Source organism: Corallococcus praedator, assembly GCF_003612125.1.
In the GTDB taxonomy this organism is placed as follows: Bacteria; Myxococcota; Myxococcia; order Myxococcales; family Myxococcaceae; genus Corallococcus; species Corallococcus praedator.
Genome location: NZ_RAWI01000101.1, coordinates 1 through 25,671, shown reverse-complemented (window position 1 = coordinate 25,671; position 25,671 = coordinate 1). Strand labels below are relative to the sequence as shown.

The 25,671-nt window shown below is 69.9% G+C and carries 18 protein-coding genes and 1 tRNA gene; 5 read left to right on the top strand and 14 right to left on the bottom strand.

The window, feature by feature from the left end; genetic code table 11:
• Window positions 1–70: 70 nt before the first annotated feature.
• Window positions 71–1,174, top strand: a complete 1,104-nt coding sequence (locus D7Y13_RS15720) for a putative NPN-dependent ornithine cyclodeaminase (protein ID WP_120584053.1) — start codon at window positions 71–73, stop codon at window positions 1,172–1,174.
• A gap of 6 nt (window positions 1,175–1,180) precedes the next feature.
• Here the strand turns inward: D7Y13_RS15720 and D7Y13_RS15715 are convergent, their stop codons facing one another.
• On the bottom strand, window positions 1,181–2,839 hold the full coding sequence (locus D7Y13_RS15715) for a ligand-binding sensor domain-containing protein (protein WP_147452453.1): 1,659 nt from the start codon (window positions 2,837–2,839) through the stop codon (window positions 1,181–1,183).
• 249 nt (window positions 2,840–3,088) lie between these two features.
• On the opposite strand from D7Y13_RS15715, the gene D7Y13_RS15710 reads away from it, so the two are divergent.
• On the top strand, window positions 3,089–4,018 hold the full coding sequence (locus D7Y13_RS15710; RefSeq protein ID WP_147444324.1) for a hypothetical protein: 930 nt from the start codon (window positions 3,089–3,091) through the stop codon (window positions 4,016–4,018).
• A 73-nt stretch (window positions 4,019–4,091) separates the two neighbouring features.
• On the opposite strand, the gene D7Y13_RS15705 is transcribed toward D7Y13_RS15710, so the two are convergent.
• The 8 genes from D7Y13_RS15705 to D7Y13_RS15670 all read right to left on the bottom strand — a co-directional run bounded on the left by D7Y13_RS15705 (window position 4,092) and on the right by D7Y13_RS15670 (window position 15,478).
• A complete protein-coding gene (locus D7Y13_RS15705; RefSeq protein ID WP_120584050.1) occupies window positions 4,092–5,909 on the bottom strand; it encodes an acyl-CoA dehydrogenase in 1,818 nt (605 codons plus the stop codon).
• A gap of 98 nt (window positions 5,910–6,007) precedes the next feature.
• On the bottom strand, window positions 6,008–8,524 hold the full coding sequence (locus D7Y13_RS15700) for a VIT domain-containing protein (protein ID WP_158620388.1): 2,517 nt from the start codon (window positions 8,522–8,524) through the stop codon (window positions 6,008–6,010).
• Between the two features lie 171 nt (window positions 8,525–8,695).
• Window positions 8,696–9,325, bottom strand: coding sequence for a glutathione S-transferase family protein (locus tag D7Y13_RS15695; RefSeq protein ID WP_120584048.1), 630 nt, complete (start codon window positions 9,323–9,325; stop codon window positions 8,696–8,698).
• Window positions 9,326–9,496: 171 nt separating this feature from the next.
• Window positions 9,497–10,621: a slipin family protein gene (locus tag D7Y13_RS15690; protein WP_120584047.1), complete on the bottom strand. Its 1,125-nt coding sequence runs from the start codon at window positions 10,619–10,621 to the stop codon at window positions 9,497–9,499.
• A gap of 290 nt (window positions 10,622–10,911) precedes the next feature.
• A tRNA-OTHER gene (locus tag D7Y13_RS15685) sits at window positions 10,912–10,980 on the bottom strand.
• A gap of 243 nt (window positions 10,981–11,223) precedes the next feature.
• Window positions 11,224–11,868, bottom strand: a complete 645-nt coding sequence (locus D7Y13_RS15680) for a class I SAM-dependent methyltransferase (RefSeq protein ID WP_120584046.1) — start codon at window positions 11,866–11,868, stop codon at window positions 11,224–11,226.
• A gap of 60 nt (window positions 11,869–11,928) precedes the next feature.
• Entirely contained in the window at window positions 11,929–14,073 is a 2,145-nt protein-coding gene (gene glgX / locus D7Y13_RS15675) for a glycogen debranching protein GlgX (protein ID WP_120536316.1), read from the bottom strand.
• 136 nt (window positions 14,074–14,209) lie between these two features.
• Window positions 14,210–15,478 (bottom strand): hypothetical protein, encoded by a 1,269-nt coding sequence (locus D7Y13_RS15670; RefSeq protein ID WP_120536317.1) that lies wholly within the window; start codon window positions 15,476–15,478, stop codon window positions 14,210–14,212.
• 218 nt (window positions 15,479–15,696) lie between these two features.
• On the opposite strand from D7Y13_RS15670, the gene D7Y13_RS15665 reads away from it, so the two are divergent.
• A complete protein-coding gene (locus tag D7Y13_RS15665; protein ID WP_120584045.1) occupies window positions 15,697–15,903 on the top strand; it encodes a hypothetical protein in 207 nt (68 codons plus the stop codon).
• A 165-nt stretch (window positions 15,904–16,068) separates the two neighbouring features.
• Here D7Y13_RS15665 and D7Y13_RS15660 read toward each other — a convergent pair whose 3' ends face one another.
• The 3 genes from D7Y13_RS15660 to D7Y13_RS15650 all read right to left on the bottom strand — a co-directional run bounded on the left by D7Y13_RS15660 (window position 16,069) and on the right by D7Y13_RS15650 (window position 20,089).
• Window positions 16,069–16,641, bottom strand: coding sequence for a hypothetical protein (locus D7Y13_RS15660; protein WP_120536441.1), 573 nt, complete (start codon window positions 16,639–16,641; stop codon window positions 16,069–16,071).
• A 234-nt stretch (window positions 16,642–16,875) separates the two neighbouring features.
• The gene (locus tag D7Y13_RS15655; RefSeq protein ID WP_147444323.1) at window positions 16,876–17,550 is read right to left on the bottom strand and encodes a hypothetical protein; all 675 of its coding nucleotides are present in this window, start codon (window positions 17,548–17,550) and stop codon (window positions 16,876–16,878) included.
• Between the two features lie 49 nt (window positions 17,551–17,599).
• Window positions 17,600–20,089 carry an efflux RND transporter permease subunit gene (locus D7Y13_RS15650; protein ID WP_233595609.1) on the bottom strand — a complete coding sequence of 830 codons (2,490 nt, stop codon included), beginning with the start codon at window positions 20,087–20,089 and terminating at the stop codon, window positions 17,600–17,602.
• Window positions 20,090–20,546: 457 nt separating this feature from the next.
• Here D7Y13_RS15650 and D7Y13_RS15645 point away from each other — a divergent pair, with 457 nt between their 5' ends.
• Window positions 20,547–23,042, top strand: coding sequence for an efflux RND transporter permease subunit (locus D7Y13_RS15645; RefSeq protein ID WP_120584043.1), 2,496 nt, complete (start codon window positions 20,547–20,549; stop codon window positions 23,040–23,042).
• Between the two features lie 449 nt (window positions 23,043–23,491).
• Window positions 23,492–24,112, top strand: a complete 621-nt coding sequence (locus D7Y13_RS15635) for a hypothetical protein (RefSeq protein WP_147444322.1) — start codon at window positions 23,492–23,494, stop codon at window positions 24,110–24,112.
• A gap of 9 nt (window positions 24,113–24,121) precedes the next feature.
• On the opposite strand, the gene D7Y13_RS15630 is transcribed toward D7Y13_RS15635, so the two are convergent.
• Window positions 24,122–24,703, bottom strand: coding sequence for a protein-tyrosine phosphatase family protein (locus tag D7Y13_RS15630; RefSeq protein WP_120536447.1), 582 nt, complete (start codon window positions 24,701–24,703; stop codon window positions 24,122–24,124).
• A gap of 18 nt (window positions 24,704–24,721) precedes the next feature.
• On the bottom strand, window positions 24,722–25,671 hold a 950-nt coding region (locus D7Y13_RS15625; RefSeq protein ID WP_341870415.1), incomplete at its 5' end, for a hypothetical protein.

Sequence of the window (25,671 nt, the reverse complement as noted above, 5' to 3'; positions counted from 1 at the left end):
GCGTCGGGCGGGGGATGGGGGGTGCGCGGGCCGCTTGAACCGGGTGGGAGGCCCTGCGCATGGTGGCGGGGTGACGACCATTGCTCATCCCGACTTCACGGCGGCGCGGTTTGGCGACTTCCCGGACGCGCGCTTCACGCCGGCGCCCGCGGACGGCGTGCTGCCCGAGGGCTTCTTCACCACGACGAACCTGCCCACGTACGTACGGGTGGACGGGCGGTGGAGGATGCCGCGCGAGCCGCGCATGGACGGGGCGCTGGTGTTGGATGCGCAAGGGGAGCTGTGGGTGCGCGAGGGCCGGCGGGTGAAGGCGGGCGAGCGCGTGGTGGTGGGGCGCGCGGAGGACGGGCGCGAGGGCGTGTACGTGAACATGGCGTACCTGGCGGAGGGCGGGGACGGCGAGTTCAAGTTCATGACGAGCGAGGTGTCGCGCGAGAAGCCCATCGACTACGCGCACATGGCGCGGCTGTTGGTGGAGGAGCGCGAGCGGGGTGGCTATCCCATCTGGGTGACGGGGCCGGCGCTGGTGCACTCGCGGGCGCGCGCGGACATGACGTGGTTCGTGGTGAACGGCTTCGTGGGGGCGCTCTTGGCGGGCAACGCGGTGGCGGTGCACGACATCGAGGCGTCCATCTTCGGCACCACGCTGGGGATGAGTGGCGCGGGCGAGGCGACGTCCGGCGGGCACGGGCTGCACATGCGGGCCATCAACCGGGTGCGGCAGGCGGGCTCCATCGCGAAGGCGGTGGAGGCGGGCATCATCACCAACGGCATCATGCACGCGTGCGTGGTGCACAAGGTGCCCTTCGTGCTGACGGGGTCCATCCGGGATGACGGCCCGTTGCCGGACGTGGTGACGGACAACCTGGCGGCGCAGGACGCGATGCGCCGGCACGCGGTGAAGGCGACGATGGCGGTGCTCATCGCCACGGCGCTGCACGCCATCGCGACGGGGAACATGTTGCCGGCGTTCGTGGCGGAGAAGGACGGCAGCCTGCGCGAGCTGCCCACCATCTGCGTGGACTCCTCCGAGTTCGTGGTGAGCAAGCTCAAGGACCGGGGCACGCACCAGGCGTTCGGCGTGGTGACCAACGCGCAGGACTTCATGCACATCCTGCGGCTGTACGTGGAGCGCGAGCTGGCGGCGCGCGCACTGCCTCCGAAGCCGGCGTAGGGGGCATCAGCGCTGACTGACGGCGGTGGACGCGGGCTTCCAGGTGGAGCGCGACAGGCCGCCCTCGGTGCCGAAAAAGGCGAAGTCACCTTCCGGGAGCACCGCGTACACGCGCGGATCCGCCAGCCGGGGCAGGGCGTGCACCGCGCCGGTGCCCGCGTCGAAGTACGACGCGCCGAGCAGCGTGCCCACCAGCGCTCCACCGGGCACGAGTGCGGTGGAGACGATGGCGGGGGAGGGCAGGCCGGACGCGGTGCGCACGCGCGTCCACTTCGCGCCGTCGAAGTAGCTGAAGCCGTCCTGGCAGGTGCCCGCGATGGCGCGTCCTTGCGCGTCGGTGGACAGCGCGGTCACCCAGTTGTCGGTGAGGTCGCGGCCGTCGTGGAAGCGCTGCCAGCGCTCGCCGTCCCAGCGCAGGAGGCCCCGGTCCTCGCTGCCCATCCACAGGAAGCGGCCGGAGCCTTCCGCGACGGAGGGGTGTTCGCTCCAGCCTTCAGGCAGGGGCAGCCGCTTCACCAGCGACAGGGGCGAGCTGCCCGGGGAGACCACGGACAGGCCGCGTCCATCCGCCAGCGCCACCCCGTCGAGCACCCGTGAAGCACCGAGCACGGACAGCTTCCCGAGGGCCACGGGGTTGCGGCCGCCGTAGGCCACCTGCGTCCAGGTCTTCCCGTCATGGAAGCCCAGGCCATACGTGGTGGCGACGTAGAGGTTCTGTCCATCGCTGGTGATGCCCAGCACCTGGTTGCTGGGAAGCGCGGGCGTGCGGACGGTCTGCCACCGGCCGTCATCGCGCTGCCAGCAAGCGCCCCGGTCGAACGTGCCCACGACGAGCCGGCCCTGATGCCGAGCGAGCGCGGTGATGTGATTGCCGCAGAGCTGCCCGGTGGGCGTGACGCGGCGCCAGCCCTTCGCCTCGCGAAGGAAGACCCCCGAAGCGTGCGTGCCCACCCAGTCACCGTTCAACACGGTGGCGCCCGCGGGAACGCTCGCTGCTTCCTCGGAGGCGCCCCAGGCGCGCACGTCGCCGTGACTCCCCACGATGCGCACGCCGTGCTTCGTGACGGTGAACGACAAGGGTCCCGTGGGCACGGAGCCCACCGCCGCGAGGCGCCCACCCGAGTCGATGGAGAAAGCGCCTTCGCTCGTGCCCACGTCCACGCCATCGCGTGTGTCGGAGAGGAAGCGCACCGGACCGGGCAGTGCCCACGCGCGCGAAGTGCCCAGCTCGAACAGGCGGCCCTCGGCGGTGCCGGCGAACCGGGGCGAGAACGCGGTGTACGTGGCGCCCGGAGCCAGCACGGCGGCCAGCGACTCCAACCGGCTCACATAGTCCGGCGTGCTCGCGTCCTCGGCGGCGGGCAGCGCCTGCCAGCGCACGTCCATCACGGGCGTCACCTGGAAGCGCGTGTCCAGCGACACGAGTCCCTCATCAGTGGCCACGAAGAGCCGGTCGCCGGTGGACTCCAGCGCGCGGCAGAAGTGGCTGGGAAGGCCATCCTCGACGGTGAGCACGCGCACGGAGCGGCCGGCGGGCGTGAACACCTCCAGGCCGCCTTCGGTGCACGCGACGACGTGGCCGCCAAAGGGCTCCACGTCGTGCACGGTCTCGGTGTTGGTGACGGTGGCCGCGAGGGCCAGGGCAGTGAGGGCGGTGAGCATCACGCCCGACCCTCAATGCGAACCCCGGGCCAGCCCCACCGCCCCTCCATCCCCAGGCGGTGGCCTCCAGGTGTGTCTCCCGACGACCACACCCGTGCGGCCCCAGGCCAGCGGAAGCCGGCCCGGGGCGGCAGTGCTTGGAATGCTTCCGCGCGCGGCTTTCAGGGCGCGGGCCTGTTGGCCCTGTGGCCCTTTCGCGGACTACATTCGCGCGGGGGGAATTGGGGCCGGGCCTCCGCTGGAGTCCACTGCATGTTGCGTTCTGTTTCTTCCTTGGCGAAGGCGCTCGCGTTCGCCGTCCTCTGCGCTTGTAGCGCCGAAGCCCCGCAGCCCGACCCGTGCGCGGACGTCGACTGCGGTCCGGGCCAGTGCGTGCCGTCCTCCGAACAGGCCGCGTGCAGTTGTCCCCAGGGCTACATCCCGGCGGACATGTCCTGCAAGCGGAACGTGCGCGAGGGGGATGACCACGGGGATTCCATCGAGGCCGCGACGCCCGTGGAGCCCATGGAGCCCATCCAATCGGTGGCCGCGAACCTGGACAACCCTGACGACGTGGACCTGTTCTCGTTCCACGTCACGGCCGGACGCATCTACCGATTCTCCTGCTACGGAGCTGAATCTGGTTACACCCCGAGCTGCTGGGTCACGCTCCTCGGCGCGGACGGGCTGGAGTTGCCGGGCTCGGTGGGCACGGGGAGTTTCTCGTCCTTCCAGTCGGGCGTGCTCGCCACGCAGGGAGGCACCGTGTACGCCCGCGTGGAGCGCTACCCCAGCAGTTCCACCTTCTTCCCCTCCTACAAATACTCGCTGCTGGACCGGGGGCCGGACGACTTCGCGAACACCCTCACGGAAGCCACCCCGGTGCCCGTCGGCACCACCGTCTCGGGGAGCATCGAGCCCGCCAGGGATGTCGACGTCTTCGCGCTGGACGCCGTCGCGGGCCGCGCCTACCGGCTGAGTTGCGGCGGTGCCACCAGCAAATGCGGCATGAAGGTGCGCGGCCCCGGGGGCGAGCTGCTGTATCAGTCGGAGATGTACGAAATCAGCAAGAGGGGCGACACGTTCGACCTCCGGGGGATGCAGGAAGGCCGTCATACGGTCGAGCTGTTCGTCGCCTCGGCGATCCTCTTCAGCAACGGCATTGGCGACTACACCTTCTCTGTCGCCAACCTGGAACCTTGACCCGGGCCCTCACCGCTCCGAAGGCCCGAAGGACGTGTCGCTACCGACCTTCGGGCCCCATCCGGGAGGAGGACTAGAAAGACTCTTCCGGCACGTCCATCAGGTCCAGGTTGCCGTGCTCCACCATGCGAGCGGCGTGGGCGATGCCGGGCAGCACCTCGTGGCAGAACCAGCGGGCGCTGGCCACCTTGCCGCCGTAGAACGCCTTGTCGCCGGGGTTCGACTTCATCCGCTCCAGCGCGACGGCGGCGTGGCGCACCAGCAGCCAGCCGATGACGACCTCCGCCACGGCGGCCAGCACGCGGTTGCCTTGGAAGCCCACGTGGTAGACGGACTCGCCCAGCTTGCCCATCAGCGTGCCGAGCATCGTCTCCAACTGCCCCAGCGCTTCTCCCAGCGCGGCGCGCTCGGTCTTCAGCTCCGGGCCGCCCTCTTCACCCTCGGCCGTCTCACGGATGCGAGACAGCAGGCCCTGGAGCGTCGCGCCGCCATCCCGAGCGACCTTGCGCATCAGCAGGTCCAACGCCTGGATGTGCGTGGTGCCCTCGTAGAGCGAGTCGATCTTCTGGTCCCGGATGTACTGCTCCACCGGGTAGTCCGTCAGGTAGCCCGAACCGCCGTGCACCTGGAGCGACAGCGACAGCAGCTCGTACGCCTTCTCCGAGCAGTAGCCCTTCACCAGCGGCAGCAGCATGTCGTTGAGCACGTCCGCTTCACCGGCGGCGGTGGAGCGGTGGCCGCCCTGGATCTCCACCTGGTCCTGCGCGGACGCGGTGAACAGACACAGCGCGCGCATGCCCTCCGCGTGCGCCTTCTGCGCCATCAGCATGCGGCGCACGTCCGGGTGCTGGAGGATGGTGACGCGAGGAGCGGACTTGTCGCGCGCCTTCGCCAGGTCGCTGCCCTGCACGCGGTCCTTCGCGAACGACAGCGCGCGGAAGTAGCCCGCGGACAGCGCGGCCATGGACTTGAGGCCCACCGCCATGCGCGCGTTCTCGATGATGTGGAACATCTGCCGGATGCCGTCGTGCACCTCGCCCAGCAGCAGGCCGCGCGTGGGCTTGCCGTCGCCGAACGTCAGCTCGCACGTGACGGACCCCTTGAGGCCCATCTTCTTCTCCAGCTTGGTGCACACGACGTTGTTGTGCTCACCCATGCTGCCGTCCTCGTTCACCCAGTACTTGGGCACGACGAACAGCGACAGGCCCTTGGTGCCCGGCGCGGCGCCTTCCGGACGCGCCAGCACCATGTGGATGATGTTCTCCGCGATGTCCGACTCGCCGTTGGTGATGAAGCGCTTGACGCCTTCGATCTCCCACAGGTCGCCGTCCACGTGCCGGGCCTTCGTGCGCGCGGCGCCCACGTCGCTGCCGGCGTCGGGCTCGGTGAGCACCATGGAGCCGCTCCAGTTGCGCTCCATCATCTTCGCCAGGAAGCGCTTCTTCTGCGACTCCGTGCCCAGCCGTTCGATGATGCGCACCAGCAGGTTGCCCAGCGTGAAGAACGCCAGCGACGGGTTGCTGCCCAGCAGCAGCTCGAACGCGGCCCAGCCCAGCGACGGCGGCGCGCCCATGCCGCCCAGGTGCGGGGGCTGCTCCAGCAGGTGCATGCCCGCGTCATAGAAGGAGCCCATCGCCGCCTTGAGGCCGGGGGGCAGCTTCACCTCGCCGTTGATCAACTGGGGAGGGTTGTGCTCGGACTCATCGAAGCTCTTCGCCAGCTCCTCCGTGCACAGCTTGGAGAAGGCCTCCAGCGTCTGCCGGGCCGTCGCCTCGTCCAGGTCCCCGAAGGGCGCCTTGCCCAGCGACGTATGGCCGATGTCGAGGAACTCGAAGAGGTTGAACTCAATATCGCGGAGGTTGGGCGTGTAGTGCAGGGACGACGACGACATCGGCGGACTCCTCACGGTCGGCGCTGAAAACAGGCCCGCGCCAGGACTCGGCGCGGGCACGGACGGGACCGTGAGGGTATCCGAGATTGATTCAGGGGTCAGTCGCGCCGCGAGTGGATGACGCGCAGCGTCTCACGGCGCTCGAAGCGGTTGCCGGCGGCGTCACGGGCGACGAACACCAGCTCATACGTTCCGGCCGGGGTGCCCTCCGGGACGACGAGTGACGTGGTGAAGCGCAGGCCGTCCTCCGACGTGAGCTGCTGCTGCTCCTCGCCGAACAGCTCGCCGTACACGCTGACCTCCTTCGTGGCCTCCACCGCGTCCACGTCCAGCGTCAGGGTGTCCCCGGGGGTCAGCTCCCGCTGGGAGAAGGCGACCTCGAAGTCGTTGCCCTTGGAGTCCAGGCGGTAGCGCACTTCGCTGCGCTGCACGGTTCCATCCGCCAGCTCCGTGATGAGGAACACCGTGTAGTAGCCATCCGCGACGCCCAGCGGAACGAGGAACCGGCCGCGCCAGGCACCGGACACCGCGTCGAACGTGAGCGGCTTCACGAGGCCGAAGGGGAAGTAGGCCGTCACGCGGCGCGCATCGCGCGGGGCGCGCACGGAGATGATGGGGTCGCCGGGAGGAATCTCCTCGCGGCTGAGCGAACCGGACACCATGCCGTCGGGGAGCTGCACGGGGACCAGCTCCTTCACCGTCTCACCGTCGGGGTTGGTGCGCGCCACCTGCTCCACCGCGACGAAGGACGTGAAGCGGCTCATCAGGTGGTACTCAAGCGCGGTGTTCGTGATGCCCTGCACGATGTCGGGCGTCTCGCCGCGGTAGCCCTGCACGGTGAGTTCCTCGATGCGCTGGCGGGCCCAGAGGCTCTTGAGGGCGTCGTGCTCCGGGGCGACCTCCGGGAAGTGCACGGGCACGTCGAAGTGGCGGAGCTGACCGCGCACGCGGCCGGAGATGCGCAGCAGGCCGTCCCCGGTGCCGGTGAACTTGCCCACGAGGAACAGCGGCTGGCCGGCGAAGAGGTCCGGCACGGACTTCGGGTACACGTCGGTGACGGGCAGGCCCTCGGTGTCCACGACGAGCGACGTGAGGACGGGGCCGCGCATGCGCTGCTCGAACTCGCGAGCGACTTCCTCTTCAGGGCGGTTGAGGTTGACGAAGGTGGAGGCGCCCCGGCCCAGCTCGCCCATCTTCGCGATGAGGTAGCGGTTCACGCCGTTGCCCACGCCCGCGGCGAAGATGCGCGTCTCCTCGCGCAGGTGGGCCTGGAGCGTGCCCAGCACCGCGTCGTCCCCGCCGATGAGGCCGTCGGTCATGAAGAGCACCATGCGCAGGCGGGCCGGGTCGTTGGCGGGCACCATGGCTTCCTGCGCGGCGATGCGCACGTCGGTGCCGCCACCGCCCCAGAAGCTCGCGACGTAGGGCAGGGCGCTCTGGATGTTCTCCGGTGTGGCGGGGACGGCGCCAGGCGCGAACTTCGTCACCTGCGTGTCGAAGTTGAGGACCTGGAAGGTGTCCTCCGGCATCAGGTGGTTGAGCACCTCCTTCGTGATGGCCTTGGACTTTTCAATCGCGAGGCCGGACTGCGAGCAGGACGTGTCCAGGACCATGTACAGCTCGCGGGGGACAATCTCCTTCTCGGTGGGGGCGAGCTGCGGGTTGAGCATCACCATGAAGTAGCCGTGGTCCGCGCCGGGGTCGCGGTGCATGAGGACGGCGGGACGGATGAGCGCGTCGGCGACGACGTACTCCAGCGTGAAGTCCTTGTTGGGGATGCGGTCGTCGCGGCCCAGGCTGACGGTGGCGCGGGACTGGCGCTCGCGCTTCACCTCCACGCGGTGGGAGGTGGAGCGCAGCGAGTGCACGGGAAGGCCCGCGTCCAGGCGCACGGTGAGCTGGATGTCATGGCCGCTGCGCACGTCGGGCGGGAGCACGGGGGGCGTGATGCGGCTCGCGTCGGGGACGGTGGTGGTGTCCGGCGCGGTGCCTTCGCCCTGGCGCGTGGCCAGTTCCTCGCCGCCGATGTAGCGGGGGCCGACGACCATGGGGAAGGTGAAGCGGTAGGTGCCCGCGTCGTAGGTGAGGCGCTCCACGTAGTGGATCCGCACGCGGATGGTCTCACCGGGGAGGATGTTTGCGACGGATTGGGTGAAGACGTTGGGGCGCTCCTGGTCGAGCAGCGCGGCCGTCTTGCCTTCGGCCTTGGCGCGCTCGTAGGTGTCGCGGGCCTGCTCACGGGTCTGGATGACGCCCTGGATGACGCGAGCGCCGATGTGCAGCTCCATGCCGTCCACCGCGGCCAGCTCCGGCAGCGGGAAGACGTAGAGCGCTTCGAGCGGCGAGGCGTAGGGGTTCTCGAACACCTGCGTCACGGTGACGGAGGCGAGGAAGCCGCTGACCTCCGCGTCCACCTCCGTGTGCTTGAGGCTGAAGGTGAGGGGCGCGGTGTCCGGGCACCCGGTGTCCTCGGCCTGCTGACGCAGCAGCGCCACGAGCGTGCCCTGGGACACGGCGCCCTGGCTGACAGGGGCCACCGGGGGCGGGCACGGGGTTTGGGCGAAGGCCGGAAGGGCCAGCAGACAGACGAAGAGCGTGGCGAGCGTGACTCGCATGGACGGGACCTTGGGTTTCAGGGTGTGCCGGAGGGACATTGCAGCCCGTGGGCCAACGTCCCGCGCCCTGGAAACCCCTCGGAAGGACGGGGCGTGTGGGCCGCTCGGAGACACTTCGCGAGCATCCCCGTGGCCGTGCGGCCACACCCTGGGAGGGACCCGCCCTCGGCGTCAACCGCGAGGCAGGGACGGCGCGGTGCGCTTCCACGCCTCCAGTTCCTGCACGCGCCCGAGCCAGGCCCGGAGGTTCGCGTAGTCCGAAATCGGCAGGCGCGCCGGACCGGCGAGGGCGAACGACGCGGCCAGGGAGAAGTCCGCGAGCGTCAGGCGATCCTGCGCGACCCACGTCCTGTCCTTCAGGTGCGCGTCCAGGAGCTGCGCGTTCTGCGCGACGAGCGCCTCTCCCCGCGCGACCTCGGTTGGATCCGCCGGCCCGCGGCCCGTCTGGGCCTTCACGAAGTTCTCGAAGACGAGGATGGTGTTCGCCGGGGCCATGTGGGCCGCGCACCAGAAGAGCCAGCGGCTCACGTCGGCGCGGCCATGCGCATCCGTGGGGAGCAGGGTCTGCCCCGGGGTCTTCTCGGTCAGGTACTGCATGATGGCGCGCGACTCCCAGAGCAGGAAACCGTCGTCATCGAGGACGGGGACGCGCCCATTGGGGTTGAGCTTCAGGTGCGGAGCCCCGCGCTGCTCGCCCTTGGGCAGGTCGACCACGATGCGCTCGAGGGGCACGTCGAGGTGGGCGGCCACGAGCAGCACGCGGCGCGAGTTTCCGGACAAGGGATGGAAGTAGAGCTTCATGACAGTCCTCCTGGACCGCATCGGGTTGGATGGGAAGAAGCTTGCCCGCCCGCTGTGACAGGTGATTGTCAGGTATTGTCTGGCGCGTACGATTGTTCAGCGCCCCGAACGCACGAAGGCCCCCGGACTCGTGCTTCGGGTCCGAGGGCCTCCACCGTGCTCCCAGGTGTCTCAGCTGGACTTGAGCTGGAGCGTGGGCACCGCGCCCTCGCCCAGCACCAGGTGGACCTGACCCACCTTGGACGCGAGGTCCTTGTACGCCTCCAGCTCCTTGAGCCGCACCAGGAGCGGGTTCTCCGCCAGCACCTTCGCCGTCTGCGCCATGGACCGCGTGGCCGCCGTCTCCTCGCGGCGCATGATGACGTTGGCCTCCGCTTCCTTCTGCGCCTGGATGACCCGGTTGAGCAGCTCCTTCATCTCACCCGGCAGCACCACGTCCTTGATGCCGAAGCGCAGCAGCTCCAGGCCCACGTTCTCCGCCCCCGCCTTCACCTGCGAGAACAGCGACTCCGCCACCGCCTCCCGCGACGCCAGCAACTCATCCAGCGTCCGCGTCGCCACCGCCTCACGCGACGCCAACTGCATCGCCAGGTACAGCACGTCGTCCGGCGCCCGCGACACCACCGACAGCCGGCGCGCATCCGCCACCCGGAACGCCGCGGACAGGTTGAGCCGCAGCGACACGCGGTCCTTCGTCATCACCTCCTGGCCGGTGACGTGGAGCAGCCGCTCGCGCAGGTCGATGACCGCGAACTGCACCTTGTGCACCACCGTCCACGCCGCGTGACGGCCCGGAGGCAGGACGGCGTCCAGCACGCCGTCCACGTACCGCAGCGCCACGCTGCCTTCCGGAGCGGTGGCCTCCGTGTAGTCGGTGGAGGGGATGAGCGCGCGCACCTCGTCGCTCGGCGGTGACGTCACCACCCCGGACACGTCCACGCGCTCCACCCGCACCGTAGGCGTCTCAGGCCGACCGGTACGACCGGGCAGCCGCTGCGCCGTCCACACCTGGTGCTGACCCCGCTTCAGCCACTGCACCGGCTGGCCGTGATGGAAGAGGATGGCACGCTCGTCCGCGCCCAGCTCCACCACCTGGAGGTCCTTCTCCGGCACCAACGCGAGCTTCGCCTCGTCCAGGCGGATCAGCGGCTGCTCAACCGAAACGCGCTCGAAGCGGACGTGCTGGAAGGGACGCACCACCCAGTGCCGACCCGGCCCCAGGTACTGCTCCGCCCGCCCGTTCACCACGACGAACAGCCGCTCGTTCTGCGCCACTTCCACCCGACCGATGCTCATGACACGCCACCCCTGTTGCCTCCCGCGAAGGGGAGGGTGCTGCGAAAAAGAAGAAAGGATCCGAACGAGAAAAAGAGACCCCGCCGCTCACGGGCGCTTCCCGCGGACAGACCGTCCCGCCCGCCTCCCGCCGTCCGCGCGTTCGCACCGGATGCCGGTCACGGACGGCGACCAGAGCGTTCCGCGAGCTGCACGGAAGCCTCCAGAGGCCCTGGTGACCGACCAGGCTGCGACGAGGAGATGGAGGACGCGGTGGACCCGCGCTGACACCAGCGAAACGACGGGGTCTCCAGCGAACGAAGGAATCGAACCTTCGACACCGAGATTGGATTCTCGTGCTCTACCAGTGAGCTAGTTCGGGTGATGTCCGTGCAAGGGACGTTCATGCACGCCTGTCGGCAGCGCGCGACCGGTCGACCTTCGATGGTGGGGGAATGCGCGGAAGCGATGGCCTTGAAGTACGTCCGAAACCCGTGCCCCGACGCAGAGCGCCGCTGCCTGGAACCGGAAGCCTCGGGCCAGCCCCGTGCACCCCCTGAAGCGCCGACGGGAGCACCAGACGCGTGCACCCAATAAACCTGACACGCCCACGCGAACGAAACTCAGCCCCGCGTCACGTCCCACCAGCCGAACCACATCACGCGCTCCTCCGCGAGAATCTCCCAGCCGGGCGCATGCACGTAGCCCCCCACCCGCAGGCCCGCGGCCTCCAGCGCGCGCACCGTCTCCTCGGAGGACCACAGGTGCAGCGTCACCTCCGAGTCCGCCGTGCCCACCGTCCGCGTGGCGTGCTCGTGCGCCTCCAACCCCGGCCTCCGCTCCAGCACCGTGAACAGCATCCGGCCCCCGGGCTTCAGCGCCCGGCCCAGGTGTCCCAGCACGCGCGGCAGGTCGTCACAGAAGTCCAGGCACCCAATCACCAGCGCCACGTCGAAGTGGCCCAGCTCCACCGGCACAGGCTCCAGGTAGCTGTGCACGCGCCACGTGCCCGAAGGCCGTGAACGCTTCGCCAGCTCCAGCATCTCCGGCGCGAAGTCCAGGCCCACCACGTCCACGGACGCGTCCAGGCCGCGCGTGTGGAGCCCCGGCCCGCAGCCCACGTCCAGCACGCGCATCCCCGGGGCCACGGCTTCCGCGAGGAAGCGCTCCACGCGGTCGCCGTAGCGGTGCAGCGCGGGGTAGAGCACCTCGTAGGCGGAGGCGATCTCCCCGTACACCCTCGCGACGGTGGATCCGCCGGGCCTCATCTCAGACCCGGGTGCTCCGCCGTCCGCTTCATCCACCCTGCCGCGCACCGTCGCACGGTATCACAGCGAGGTGTTGCCCCCGCTCTTGCGGAACACCGCGAGCGACCGCCCGGCCATGTCGAACCTGCCCGGCTTCATCTCCTCGTCGCCGCGCTTGTCGTCCGCCGTGTACAGCTCCAGCATCCACTTGCCGCCTTCACCCACCGGCGGCACCGTGAAGGCCACCGTGTCGTGGTGCGCGTTGAGCAGCACCAGCAGGGAGTCCCCGCTGACGCGCTGCCCGCGCTCGTCCGGCGTGGGGATGGCGTCGCCACCCAGCAGGTACGCCAGCGACCGCACGAAGGGCTTCTGCCAGTCCTCCGGCCCCATCTCCGTGCCATCCGGACGGAACCACGCCAGGTCCTTGTGCTCGGAGTCCCACAGGTGCTCGCCCTGGAAGAAGCGGCGGCGCTGCAACACCGGCTGCCCGTGGCGGAAGTGGATCAGCTTGCGCGTGAACGCGAGCATGTCCTGCTTGGTCGAATCCAGGTTCCAGTCCACCCACGACAGCTCGTTGTCCTGGCAGTAGGCGTTGTTGTTGCCCTTCTGCGTGCGGCCCATCTCGTCGCCCGCGACAATCATGGGCACGCCGTTGGACATGAAGAGCGATGCCAGGAGGTTTCGCTTCTGGCGCTCGCGCAGGGAGATGATGTCCTTGTCGTCCGTCTCTCCCTCCACGCCGCAGTTCCACGCCTGGTTGTCATCCGCGCCGTCGCGGTTGTGCTCGCCGTTGGCCTCGTTGTGCTTGGAGCTGTACGTCACCAGGTCGTGCAGCGTGAAGCCGTCGTGCGCGGTGACGAAGTTGATGCTCGCCTGGGGACGCCGGCGCGCCGCCGCGAACAGGTCCGCGCTGCCCGTGAGCCGGTAGCCCACCTCCGACGCCTGGTTCTCGTCGCCCTTCCAGTACTTGCGCAGCGCGTCCCGGTACTTGCCGTTCCACTCGTGCCACGGCGACGGGAAGCCGCCCACCTGGTAGCCGCCCATGCCCACGTCCCACGGCTCCGCGATGAGCTTCACGCGGCTGAGCACCGGGTCCTGGTTGATGATCTGGAAGATGGGCGCGTTCGGGTCGTAGCCGCCCTTGCCCACGCGCCCCATCACCGTGGCCAGGTCGAAGCGGAACCCGTCCACGTGCATCTCCTCCACCCAGTAGCGCAGCGAGTCCACCACGAAGCGCGCCGTCTGCGGGTTGGAGGTGTTGATGCTGTTGCCGCACCCGGTGAAGTCCAGGTAGTGCCGCGCCTCCGGCATCGTCCAGTAGTACGACGCGTTGTCGATGCCCTTGAACGACAGCGTGGGCCCCAGGTGGTTGCCCTCGCACGTGTGGTTGTACACGACGTCGAGGATGACCTCGATGCCCGCCGCGTGCAGCGACTTCACCATCGACTTGAACTCCGCCACCGCGCCGCCCGGCGTCTTGCGGCTCGCGTAGCGCTGCTCGGGTGAGAAGTAGTTCAGCGTGCTGTAGCCCCAGTAGTTCGACAGGCCCTTGTCGTTGAGGAACGAGTCGTCCGCGAACTCGAACACCGGCAACAGCTCCACCGACGTGACACCCAGCTTCTGCAGGTGCTCGATGATGGCCGGCGAGCCCAGGCCCGCGTACGTGCCGCGCTGATGCTCCGGCACGCCCGGGTGCTTCATCGTGAGGCCGCGCACGTGCGCTTCGTAGATGACCGTCTTGCGCCAGGGGATGTCCAGGCGCCGGTCATTGCCCCAGTCGAAGAAGTCGCTCACCACCACGCCCTTGGGCATGCCGGCGGCGCTGTCGCGCTCGTCGCGCATCAGGTCCTTCTTCGGATGGTCCAGGGGGTAGCCGAACACCGGCTGCTTCCAGTCCACCTCGCCGTGCAGCGCCTTCGCGTAGGGGTCCACCAGCAGCTTGTGCGGGTTGCAGCGGTGGCCCTTCTCCGGCTCGTAGGGGCCGTGCACGCGCAGGCCGTACAGCGTCCCGGGCTCCAGCTCCGGCACGTAGCCGTGCCAGACGAACTCCGTGCTCACGGGCAGGTCGAAGCGCTCCAGCTCCTTCGTCGGGTCCGCCTTGTCGAACAGGCAGACTTCCACCCGGGTGGCCACCTGCGAGTACACCGCGAAGTTGGTTCCCGAACCGTCGAAGGTCGCGCCGCGCGGCCAGGGCTTGCCCGGCCAGATCTCCCGCTTGCTGCTCATGGGTATCGCTCGATTCCGTGGGGAAACTGCCGGCGGAATCTGGGTGCGACCGCGCGGTGCGGCAAGACGTCTGGACATGCCGACTGTCCACCCGAGAGCGATTCATCGGGTGGTTTGGGGCGCAAATGCCTGATTTTCAAGCCGCGACGGCATGGTCCAGCGAGCGCCAGGTGCCCAGGGCCCAGTCCTGCTCGTCTGGATCATCGAAGCTGACGACGCACAGGGCGCGGCGGGTGCCGGAGCGGCACAGGGCCGTCAGCCGGCAGTCCCCGGGCTCGACGTGGAGCGACGCGCGGCCGCTGACGCGGGCCCCGTGGTGCTCCAGCTCCAGGGCACGCCGCTCCGGACTGGTGGGCGCCAATTGCTCCTCCGCCGAGTCCTCCAGGGGCAGCACGCGCACGGTGCGGCGGTGGTCCCGGGCCACCCAGCTCCCATCGCCCAGGCGCGTTTCGACCAGGGAGCCGGGGATGCGGATCTCCCACCCCTCGGGAAGCGCCACCTGCACGGAGCCCCGCCGGTAGCCGATGGAGGGCCCGGTGCCGGGCGACTCCAGGGCGTGGCGGTGGACCTCTTCCGCCAGCGTCCCGCCCACGCCCAGGTAGCCGAGCACCTCCTGCCACTCGCGCCACGGGTAGGGGAGCGTGGGGTCCTCGCGCCATGCCTGCTCCAGCAGCCGGGCCACGTCGCGCAGGCGCTGGCGCTCTTCCTCCAGGAGGGGCGCGCGCCAGACGATGTCCGTCCACAGGCGGCACAGCGCGCGGTTGAAGCGCACGCGCGCGTCCAGGCCGGGCGTCCACCAGGGGAACACGTCCGTGCCCTGGCGCGGGTCGTCCATCACCGCGCGCAGCCATTTCTCGTCGCGGGGGCCCATGGGCGTAAGCAGCGCGCCCGGGTGCTGGAAGGTGTGGCCGAAGCGCATGGACAGCGCGAAGCCGGAGTTGCCCATGCTGCGCATGAGCACCACCTGCCCCACCGACTGCTGCAACCACGTCAGCATGTGCCCCTCCACCGGGCCGGCATCGCCCGTGTGGAAGTAGCCCGTCGCATCGCCCACGCCCAGGTCCTCGTCGGGCGGCGCCCAACTGACGCCGTGCGCGTCGCCCAGGGACTTGAGCAGGTCGCACAGGAACAGGTGGTAGCCGGGGCCCACGGCGCTGGTCTCCGCGGAGACGACGATGCGCTCCTGCGTGGCGGCCAGCAGCGACACCTCGCCTGCGGCCGGATGCAGACGCAGGCGCAGCACGGGGGCCGCCTGGGGGCCTTCCTCGATGCGCGAGGACTCCAGCATGTCCCCCACGGTCCGCTGGACCCAGCCCTCCACCCGTTCGAGCCAAGCCTGCGGCGCCTCGGGGGGGGCGGGCAGCGGGTCGCTTGCTCCTCGTCGGCCTGCCAGCAACAGCTTCATGCGTCGTGCGCCTTCGGTTCGGGTGGTGGGCGTGAAAACCGTGTCGGGACCGGTGCCAGGACCTCCTTGGATAAGCCTCTCGCGCCTCCCTGTCATCCTGGGATGCTCACGGCCGGAGGGCAGTGTCCGCCCTGGACGCACCTGTCGGAGCGGCCGGAGGGCCTGCGGAAATCCCGGACGCGCCCCACCCTTGGACTGACTGAAAGGAGGCGTTCGTCATGAGCAAGAAGGACGTGCTGCACATTCCCCTGGAAGGGTTGCCTCCGGTGCCGGAGCGCCAGGCTGGAACGGAGGACGAGGAGCGTGAACACCGCGTGCCTCCCACCGTGGATCCCGACAGCGGGCCGGGCGAGTCGCATGATCCGTTGATCATCAACCCGGTGATCAGCCCCCGGTCGCCATACCCGGGCGTCAGCGTGACTTGAGGCTTTTCGCCCCGCAGCATCCAGGACCCCGCTGACGCCTCGCGCGTCGGCGGGGTTTGTCGTTGGCATCGAACGTACGAAGCGCCCGCGACCTGCGAGGAGGTCACGGGCGCTCGGGGTGTCACCGCGTTGCCGCCGTGGATTTCACGGCAGCCCGGTGGAGACCTAGCGCGTGGTGCCGCTGTTGGGCGACAGGGTGCCCGTGGAGTCCGGCACCGGCGTGTTCATGTTGCCCTTGGGCGCGTTCGGGTCGAGCGTGGAGTCGCTGGGGAGGCTGCCGTCCTCCGGCATGGCGCTGTCATCCGTGGACATGCCGGAGCCGCCCGTGCCCGGCTCGGTCGTCTCGCCGTCGTGCACGCCCGGCTCGCTCTCGCTGGTGCCCGCGCCGCCGGTGCCCGGATTGAGGCTGTCGTCGCTGGCGGGCGGCAGCGTGGAGTCATCCGTCATGCCGGAGCCGCCGGTGTCCGTGTCCGAAGGCGGCAGCTGCGAGTCGGGCGTCGTGCTGCCCGTGTCGTAGCCGGAGCCGCCGCTGCTGGGAGGCGGCGTGGTGGTGGTGCCGGTGCCCGTGGTGTCCGTCCCGGTGCCCGTCGTGGACTCCGTGCCCATGGTGGAGTCGGAGGCGGGCGTGGGCTCCGTGCCGCGCGTCGCGGATTGATCCGACTTACAGCCCGTGCCGAGCGCCAGCGCGCCCACGAGGACCGCCGCGACCGTCAGTTGCTTCTTCAGGAAGCTCTTCATGTGATTCCCCCGGATGGAGTCAGACTGCTGGTTGGAAGGGTTCCGACTGCCTGCTGGACCGAAAGTGAGCAGGCCCGGGGGTGTGTGCAGGGGTGGCTCCTCCGCCTGCCTGCTCGGGGAACGGCACTGGCAGGCGGGGTCGCGGGGTTGCATCCGCGCGACTGTCCATCGCACCGCACGCCTGGAGGACCGCCGTCCGATGCGCCGGGGTCCTTTTTGGGGAATGGGAAGGCCCTAGCGCCCCACGCCCCCGTCGAGCACGGAGCCGCCGCCCGGCGGTGTCACGGAGTTGCTGGACGTGTTGGTGTCCGGCGACAGCGTGGTGCCCGCCCCCGGGGCGGTGGTGCCCGTGCTGGGTGGCAGCACCGCGCCACTGCCGCTGACGGTATTGCCCACGCCCGGCGCCGCGGTGCTGCCGGTGTTGGGCGGCAGCACCGCGCCACTGCCGCTGACGGTGCTGCCCGCGCCGGGGGCGGGCAGGCTGCCCGTGTTGGAGGGCATCACGGCGCCGGCGCCGGTGACGCTGCCCGGTGCGGCGCCGGTGACGCTGCCCGGTGCGGTGCCGGTGGCGGTGCCGGGTGCGGTGCCGGTGGCGCTGCCCGGTGCGGCGCCGGTGATGGACGACGGCGCGGTGTAGGGCTGCGGGAGCACCGCGCCACTGCCGCTGCCGCCCGTGTCGGTCCCCGGGTCGCCGTAGGTCCGCGTGGAGACAGGCTCCGTGACGCTTCCGGCGGGCGCGGGCGGCAGGCTGCCCGCGGGAGCCGCCGGATTCGGCTGCCCGGTGGTGATGGCGCCCGCGGAGTTGGGGTCCACCTGCGCGAGCAGGACGGGGGACTCGGTGGCGTCGCAGGCGGAGCCGAGCGCCAGGGTGCCGGCCGCGAGGCCCATCCAGATCCATTGCTGAGACATCGTCCCGCTCCTTTGCGCGTGCGCGGCCGGGCGGACGACGCCTCGGCCATCAACTGGCGGGCGTGGGCCGGTGAGGACCCTGCCCATCATCCACGAGGTGCTCACCCCGGGGGCGCGACGGAACCGCACGGCGGCGCCGCTTGCGTTCGGAGAGCACCAGCAGCAGGGCCGGGAAGGTCACCAGCATGACGAGCAGGTTCATGCCGAAGCCCAGGTTCGCCAGGGCGCCAATGGAGTTCAGGCCCGGGTGGTCCGCGAGGAACAGCGCGCCGAAGCCCACCGCGCTCGTGAGCAGGCCGCCACAGATGGCCTTGCCCGTCTCCGAGTACACCCGCACGAAGTCGCTCCCCGGTGACGCCAGCCGGGTGATGAGGTGCACGCCCGCGTCCACCGTCGTCCCGATGAGCACCGGGATGACGAGGATGTTGAGGTAGTTGAACTCCAGCTTCATGAGCGGCATCAACCCCAGCAGCGCGAACACCGACACCACGGTGGGTGTCAGGCACAAGAGCGCGGTGCGCAGTCCGCCCAGGGTGATCCACATCGCGAGCAACACCGCGAGCGTCGACCCCAGCAGGATGAACGGCGCTTCGTGCGACACCAGGTCCAGGATGTCCGCGAGCACCAGCGACTCGCCGGCCACCACCGCGGGCCGTCCATCCGGCAGCGCCACCCCGCGCACCTCCTTCGCCAGCTTGCGCATGGCCTGCCCGTCGGACTGGTCCACGGACGGATACACCACCACGAAGCCCGTGCCCTTCTCCCCGCGTCCCTCGAACTGCTGGCGCACGCCCGGCGGCAGGTCCGCCACGGAGAACGGCGCGGCCCGCACCTGATGGCGCAGCTCCGCCAGCTCCTCCCGCTGCCGGGCGGTGAGCTGGCCCTCGGGCACGCGCTCCAACAGCCTCCCGATGTCCTTCAGGATGACCTGCTTGCGGGCCTGCTCCCCGGGCACCAGGCTTTCGAGCGACGCGACGAAGTCCACCTTGGAGTCCGCGCCCAGTTGCTGCTTGCGCGCCTGGAGTTCCTTGACGACCACCGCCTCCTCCTCGCGGGAGTCGGTCAGCACCACCAGGGGCATCTGCGTGTAGCCGATGAGCTGGTTGACGGCGCGGTCCAGGACGAACGAGTCGAGGTTCTCATCCTCCAGCGACGACACCTTGTAGTCGAACCGCAGGCCCGGCACCTGCGTGAGCAGTCCCGCGACGATGAGCGCGGACGCCAGCGTGAGCGCCCCGCGCCGCCGCATGATGACGTGACCCAGCGGCGCTTCCTGCGTCCGGGTGGACGTCTTGCGCGGCGTCCAACCGTGACGGGCCACGAGGCCCAGCACCGCCGGCAGCACGAGCACGTAGGCCAGGATGATCACCAGCATGCCCACGCCCGCGATGACGCCGAACTCGCGGAACGCCCGCAGGCCGGAGGTGCCCAGCACGAAGAACGTGAGCGCCGCCACCAGCGCGGACACCAGCGCCGCGCCGCCCGTGTGTGTGAAGGCCTCGCGCGTGGCCTGCTCGGAAGCCATCCCCTCTCCGCGCAGGTTCAGGTACCGCCCCAGCAGGTGGATGCCGTGCTCCACGCCCAGGCCGCCCAGGATGGCGCCCAGGAACGCGGTCAGGATGTTCACCTGGCCATACGCCACGCCCACCAGGCCATACGTCCACGCGAGGCCCGCCCCCACCGGCGCCAGCACCATCCCCACCGCGAGCATGCTGCGGAAGTGCAGGAACAGGTACAGCAGCACCAGCACCCCGGCCACCGAGGAGGCCACCGCCACGTCGCGGGTGATCTGCGACTGGAGATCCAACTTCTTCTGGAACGTGCCGGTGATCTCCGTGTGGAAGCCGGGCCCGTACTTGGACAGGTCCTGCTGCTTCACCACGTCCTGGACCTCGTCGACGATCTTCCGCGAGAACGTCAGGTCCGAGGACGACGTCTCGGGCTTGGCCAGCACCACCACGCGGCGCTCGGCGGGGTCCAGGTAGAATTCGCTCGGGTTGTTGGACAGGCGCGTCACCGCGTTGCCGCCGTACTTCTTCTCCAGGTCGGAGAAGTCCAGCGACGGGGCCGGGTCGTCGTCCTCCAGCGACACGAAGAGCGGGTTGGCGTGCAGCCGCTCCCAGGTGAGGCGCGCCTCGATGCGGCGCTCCACCTCCTTCAAATCTTCTGGCGACAAAAAGTAGAGCGCATGGTCGCGGAAGAAGCGGCTGGGGCGGGTGATTTCCACGTACCGGATGCCTGGCAGGGCTTCCAGCTTCGGCGCCAGGTCTTGCGCGAACCGCTGGAGCTGTTCGGGGTCCGCTTCATCGCCGACCACCACCACCCACCCCAGGGCCCCGTAGCGCTCCTCCTGGGTCTTGATGGCCTGCACGCTCTTGAAGGACTCGGGCAGCAGGTCCGCCAGGTTCGCGTTGAGGGTCAGGTTCCGGGCGCACAGCAGGCCCACGCCGGAGAGGAGCAGGGCGCATAGCAGGGCGACGATGGGGCGGCGGTGGTTGTGCGCGGCGAGCGCACCCAGCGAGCGCTCCACCCGGTGCATCCACGAACGTTCGGCTGGCGAAGACGGGTCCGAGGCCATCAACCGTGGGCGCCCGTGCCTGGGTCCCGGCTGCGGCCGGCCCGTGGGTCACGCGGCGGCATCCCCTCCCTGGGGCGCCTGCTTCCTGGCAGGGGCCGTCGGAACAAAAGCTGGCCATGCCACGGACCTCCGGCACGCCAGCGCGAAGGCCGCGCCCGCCCGGCCGCCCAAGACGGGGGACAGCACGGGAAGGGCGGGGCCCTGACGTACGCGCCCGACGTACACGCGGGAGGAGGATCCACTGGCGGGCCGCCCGCCGGGGTTGCATACCTGCGTGTTTGTTTCAGCGACGCCTTCTTCCCCGTCGGAGCATGCGGCCGGGAAGGCCCCCGGGACGGTGCCTGGACGCACGGTGGCTCGGGGCATATACGCGTGAGCGGCCCGGTTTGGGTGGGCTCAAGATGAGGAAGTCACATCCATGAGTGAGATGCGGTGGTCCGAACGGTTCGAGGCTGCGATGGGCTCCCTGGCGGTCCGCGGCCACCGACGACCCTGGGTGGCGCTGTTCGTGACGCTGGTGCTGACGGGCATGGGCACCTTCCTCGCCCGCAACCTATCGCTCAACGCGGACCTGGCGAACCTGCTGCCCAAATCCTTCCAGTCCGTGCAGGACCTGGAGAAGCTGCGCACGCGCTTTGGCGGCATGGGCAACGTGGTGGTGGCCGGCATCGGCGCGGAGCCGGAGCAGCTCAAGCAGTTCGTGGATGACATGGCGCCCAAGCTGGGAGGCCTGTCGGAGATCCGCTTCGTCAACTACCAGCGCCCCAGCAAGTTTTTCGAACAGCACGCGCTGTACTACGTGGACCTGCCGGACCTGAAGCTCATCCAGGAGCGCATCGACGCGCGCTTCGCGTGGGAGAAGGAGCAGGCCAACCCGCTCTTCGTGCGGCTGGAGGAGTCGCCGCCCCCGTCGCTGGACTTCACCGACATCGAGCAGAAGTACACCGGCGGTGCCAACCAGCGCCTGTCGGGGACGGGCCAGGGCGGTGAGCTGTACTACCTGGATCCGCAGGAGCGCATGGTGGTGATGCTGCTCAAGGCGAAGGGCAGCTCCGCGGACCTGGGCTACTCCAAGAAGGTCATCGCGCAGGTGCAGGACTACCTGTCCAAGCAGGACCTGTCCAAGTACGGGCCCGGCTTCCGCACGGAGATCACCGGCACGTTCAAGAAGAAGATCGACCAGCAGGGCGTCATCACCGGCGACCTGGCGCGCGCGTCGTCGCTGGCCATCGTGTTGCTGCTGGCGTACCTGGCGTTCCACTTCCGCAGCGCGCTGTCGGTGGGCCTCACCATGGCCCCGGTGGCCGCGGGCCTGATGTGGACCTACGGCTTCGTGGGCGTGGCGTACGGGCAGGTGAATCTGCTGACGGGCTTCCTGGCCGCGGTGCTGGGCGGCCTGGGCGTGGAGCACGGCATCCACCTGTTGGGCCGCTGGGGGACGTTGCGCTCGGAGGGCATGACGTCGGAGGAGGCGGTGCGGGAGACGTTCAGCCACACGGGCTTCTCCGCGCTCATCTCCGCGCTGGTGGCGGCGCTGACGTTCCTGAGCCTGTCGCTGTCGGAGTTCCGAGCGTTCCACGAGTTCGGCGTCATCGCGGCGGTGGGCATGATGGTGAGCGTGGGCTCCTACCTGCTCATCCTGCCGGCGATGCTGGGCGTGGTGTCGAAGTGGGGTTGGACGCCGCGCACGCACCAGGGACAGTCGGGGCCCATGGCGGTGCTGGCGCGCTTCCTGCCGCGTCGCTACCGCGCGGTGGCGCTGGTGCTGGGCGTGGCGCTGGTGGCGCTCATCAGCCAGGCGTACCGGGTGACGTTCAACTACGACTCCACGAAGCTGGATGACGTGTCGCTGCCGAGCGTGCGGTTGGACCGCCGCATCGACCACATCCTCGGGTACTCGGCGACGCCGGTGGTGGTGTTGACGGACAAGGAGGGCCAGGAGCGCGAGGCGGTGAACCAGCTCCTGGCGCGCAAGCAGCAATTCGGCAAGGACTCCACCATCGACTTCGTGGGGGCGCTGGAGGACCTGGTGCCCCAACAGCAGCAGGAGAAGCAGGCGCTGCTCCAGTCCATCCACAAGAAGCTGTCGCGCATCGACCCGGAGAAGGTGGCCAAGGAGACGCGCGCCAACCTGGTGCGCGCGGTGCGGATGTCGGACGCGAAGCCCTTCACGCGCGAGGACCTGCCGGTGAGCCTGCGCCGCCAGTTCGAGCCCGCGGCCGGCCAGAAGGGCGGCGTGGTGCTGGTCTACGCGAACGTGAGCCTGTCGGACGGCGTGGGCACGCGGCGCTTCACCAAGGAGGTGCGCAACCTCCAGTTGTCGGACGGCAGCCAGGTGTCCGCGGCGGGCGAGGCGCTCATCCTGGCGGACATCCTGGACATGGTGGCGAAGGAGAGCCCGCGCATCCTGGTGGCGGCGGTGCTCAGCGTGTTCTTCGCGATGTGGATGACGCTGGGGAGCCTGCGCAACGCGCTCATCTGCATGCTGCCCACGCTCTTGTCCATCGCGGGGCTGGTGGGCCTGATGGCCATCCTGGGGTTGCAGTTCAACTACCTGAACATCGTGGTCATCCCGGTGCTCATCGGCACCACGGTGGACGCGGGCGTGCACCTCATTGAGCGGCTGGGCGAGCCGGGCGCGGACTTCGTCACGGTGTACGCGGAGACGGGGCGCGCCATCACGGGCGGTCTGCTCACGAGCGCCATCGGCTTCCTGGCGCTGGTGTTCGCCAAGCACCCGGGCCTGAACTCCATTGGCGACCTGGCCAACCTGGGCTTCGCGGTGAACATGGTGGTGGTGCTGGTGGGCTTCCCGGCGCTGCTCCTGCTGGTGGACCGCTGGCGCAACAAGCACAGCGCCACGCCGACCTCGACGACGGACGACGAAACCCCGCATCCCGCGCCGGAGAGCTGAAGCGCGGTGACGCGGTGACGCTGTGAAGAGGCCCCGGTGTCCGCACCGGGGCCTTCTTCATTGCGGGGTGGGGACGGGCACCCTCACGGTGCGCAGAGGTTGAAGCAGGTTTCCATCTCCGCGGTGCATCTCGGCTTGCAGGTGGGGTTGGAGAAGGGACCGCTGTTGCAGAGGATCCCACACCGGACGTACCCCACCGCGCACGCGTTGCGACACTCCTCGACGCTGGCGGCGGTGACTTCCGGCACGCTCGGGGCGGATGGGGAGGATTCTTCCCCCGGCTCCATGGGACCGCAACCTGCGGACATCCACAGCAGTCCCAGCCCTGCCAGCCACTGCATCCGCTTCGACATGGTGATGCCCCCTGTCCTGTGCGGACCTCTTCTTAGCGCGGGCCCGGAGCCACACGGGTGCGGGTACGTCATTTGCTAAGGCATGCTGTCATGGCCATGACGCGACCTCTCGCTGTCCTCCTCTTCCTCTGCTGTGCGAACGCGATGGCGGAGGGGCCGAAGAAGCCGGTCCCCACCCCGAAGCCCAAGGCCGCCGTGTCCTGCGCGAGCGCCCCCCTGTTCCAACGCTATGCGCGGCTGGGGTGGGTGGAGGCGCTCCCGGATGGCCGGGTGCGCCTGTCGGTGGTGCTGGATGCGCACGGCGCCGACTGCGGCACGGGGGACTGCTACTTCACGACCGTGAAGGCGCTGTTCCGTTTCTCAGGCGATGGCGGATGCCGCGTGCAGGACGTCGACGTGTGGTCGCAAGAGGAGGTCCATTGCGAGCTGAAGGACCGGCCCCAGGAGCCACCCAGCAAGCCCCAGCAGGAAGTCTTCGTCCCCAAGGGGGCCGCGAACCTGTCGGATCCGAAGCTGACGAAGCTCACCCTGCGCACGCGCAAGGGCGACCGGGCGTTCGTCATCCTCCCGGAGAACCTCTTCTTCTTCGAGGACGTGAAGCCAGGCGCGCCGCTCCACACGACGCTCCCGAGCGACGATGACGATGAGTCCGAGTGCTGCTGGGGCGCGTCCATCGCGAGCTCACACTTCCTGCCCCTGTACGAGGACGGGAAGTAGCCCGCGTCCCTAAGCGGCCTGCTCCGGCACGCCCGTCCACGCGGCCACGAAGTCCGCGAGTCCCCGCAACTGCCGGTCATTCAGCGTCGCCTGCCACCGCGCGTGGCGCACCGCCCGGTACGCCTCCGGCGCATCCCAGCCGCGCGCCACCATCACCGCCAGGCCCATCAGCGGCCCCCGGCCCACGCCGTGCTCGCAGTGCGCGTACAGCACGCCGCCCGCGTCCAGCCGGGGCAGCGCCCACCGCACGCCCTGCGACAACTGCTCCACCGACGGCGGATAGCGGTCCGTCACCGGCAGGTGCAGCAGCTCGATGCCCAGCGCCGCCAGCGCCTCGCGGTCGTCACAGCGCTCCGCGCGCAGGTCGATGACCGCCGTGATGCCCCGGGCCTTCAGCTCGCCGTAGCGCGCGCGGGACACGCCGCCGCCCACGTGCAGCCACTCGTTCACCCGCGACACGTTGAGGGCGCGCTTGCCGGGCAGCTTGGTGGTCCACTCCACCCCGCGCGCCACCACCCGCAGCACCTGCTTGCGCACGAACCCCCGGACGCCCGGGACGTGATGCACCGACCGAAGCAACGACTCGCTCACGAAACCCTTCGCCTCCGGCTACTCGCCTTCCACCGTGACTTCCATCAAACCCTCGACCGGCGGCTTGCCCGCGCGCTCAAGCACCGCGCGGTGCAGGTACGTCACCGGCGAGCCCACCATCGGCTTCACCAGCCCGCTCAGCACGCCCAGCGACTCCACCGGCGCGCTGCGCTGCAACAGCGTCTTGCTGCGCACCGTCAGGGCCGGCTTGCCCTCGCGGTCGGTGAACTCCGCCCGCCACGCGCTGCGCTCCTTCTGGCCCGTCTGCGCCAGCGTGAACGCCTCCAGCAGCTGCGGCTGCCCCTTGTCCTCCCAGAGGTACACGGGCGCGTAGTCACCTTCCTGGCCCTCGCGCGCGAGCACCACCGCGCGCTGCGGGCCCCGGAGCGCGCGGAATCTCACCCAGCGCTTCGCCAGCTTCGCCGGCGCGATGGTGCTGCGCGAGTGGTCCACGTACCCGCCGCCCGTCAGCGACACCTCCGCGGCCTTGGGCACCTGGAGCGTCACCTTCACGGGGCTCGAGCCCACCAGCACCTCGTGCCGGTAGCGGTCCTTGCCCAGCTCGATGGTGGAGCCCTCCGGCGACCACGGCTCCGGCTTCTTCGCGTACTCCAGCGCCACCTTGCCGCCGTCCAGCGCTGCCTCCACGGACAGGCCGGCGTCCGTCACCTTCGCGCTGCACGTGCCCACCTTGAGGGTGTCGGTGGCCGCGTCGTAGCTCCACTCGCGTCCGCCCACCCGCGTCTGCGGGGACCAGACCGGCTTGCCCGGGCGCAGCACCGTGGCGCGGCAGATGCCCGTGCGAGACCCCGGGCCGATGTTCGTCACCGACAGGTTCACCGTCACGTAGGTGCCGTCGTCCGCGTCCGCGACGAAGGTGAAGCTCTCGCCGTACCGGTCGCTGGAGTTGAACGCCACCTCCAGCGCACCCGCCGCCGCCACCCCCGGCAGCAGCGTCAGCAGGGCCC

Excerpts from the sequence above, each read along its gene's own strand:
- D7Y13_RS15710 (WP_147444324.1), top strand. The coding sequence starts at position 3,089 with ATGTTGCGTTCTGTTTCTTCCTTGGCGAAGGCGCTCGCGTTCGCCGTC.
- D7Y13_RS15705 (WP_120584050.1), bottom strand. The coding sequence starts at position 5,909 with ATGTCGTCGTCGTCCCTGCACTACACGCCCAACCTCCGCGATATTGAG.
- D7Y13_RS15700 (WP_158620388.1), bottom strand. The coding sequence starts at position 8,524 with ATGCGAGTCACGCTCGCCACGCTCTTCGTCTGTCTGCTGGCCCTTCCG.
- D7Y13_RS15695 (WP_120584048.1), bottom strand. The coding sequence starts at position 9,325 with ATGAAGCTCTACTTCCATCCCTTGTCCGGAAACTCGCGCCGCGTGCTG.
- D7Y13_RS15690 (WP_120584047.1), bottom strand. The coding sequence starts at position 10,621 with ATGAGCATCGGTCGGGTGGAAGTGGCGCAGAACGAGCGGCTGTTCGTC.
- D7Y13_RS15680 (WP_120584046.1), bottom strand. The coding sequence starts at position 11,868 with ATGAGGCCCGGCGGATCCACCGTCGCGAGGGTGTACGGGGAGATCGCC.
- glgX (WP_120536316.1), bottom strand. The coding sequence starts at position 14,073 with ATGAGCAGCAAGCGGGAGATCTGGCCGGGCAAGCCCTGGCCGCGCGGC.
- D7Y13_RS15670 (WP_120536317.1), bottom strand. The coding sequence starts at position 15,478 with ATGAAGCTGTTGCTGGCAGGCCGACGAGGAGCAAGCGACCCGCTGCCC.
- D7Y13_RS15665 (WP_120584045.1), top strand. The coding sequence starts at position 15,697 with ATGAGCAAGAAGGACGTGCTGCACATTCCCCTGGAAGGGTTGCCTCCG.
- D7Y13_RS15660 (WP_120536441.1), bottom strand. The coding sequence starts at position 16,641 with ATGAAGAGCTTCCTGAAGAAGCAACTGACGGTCGCGGCGGTCCTCGTG.
- D7Y13_RS15655 (WP_147444323.1), bottom strand. The coding sequence starts at position 17,550 with ATGTCTCAGCAATGGATCTGGATGGGCCTCGCGGCCGGCACCCTGGCG.
- D7Y13_RS15650 (WP_233595609.1), bottom strand. The coding sequence starts at position 20,089 with ATGCACCGGGTGGAGCGCTCGCTGGGTGCGCTCGCCGCGCACAACCAC.
- D7Y13_RS15645 (WP_120584043.1), top strand. The coding sequence starts at position 20,547 with ATGAGTGAGATGCGGTGGTCCGAACGGTTCGAGGCTGCGATGGGCTCC.
- D7Y13_RS15635 (WP_147444322.1), top strand. The coding sequence starts at position 23,492 with ATGACGCGACCTCTCGCTGTCCTCCTCTTCCTCTGCTGTGCGAACGCG.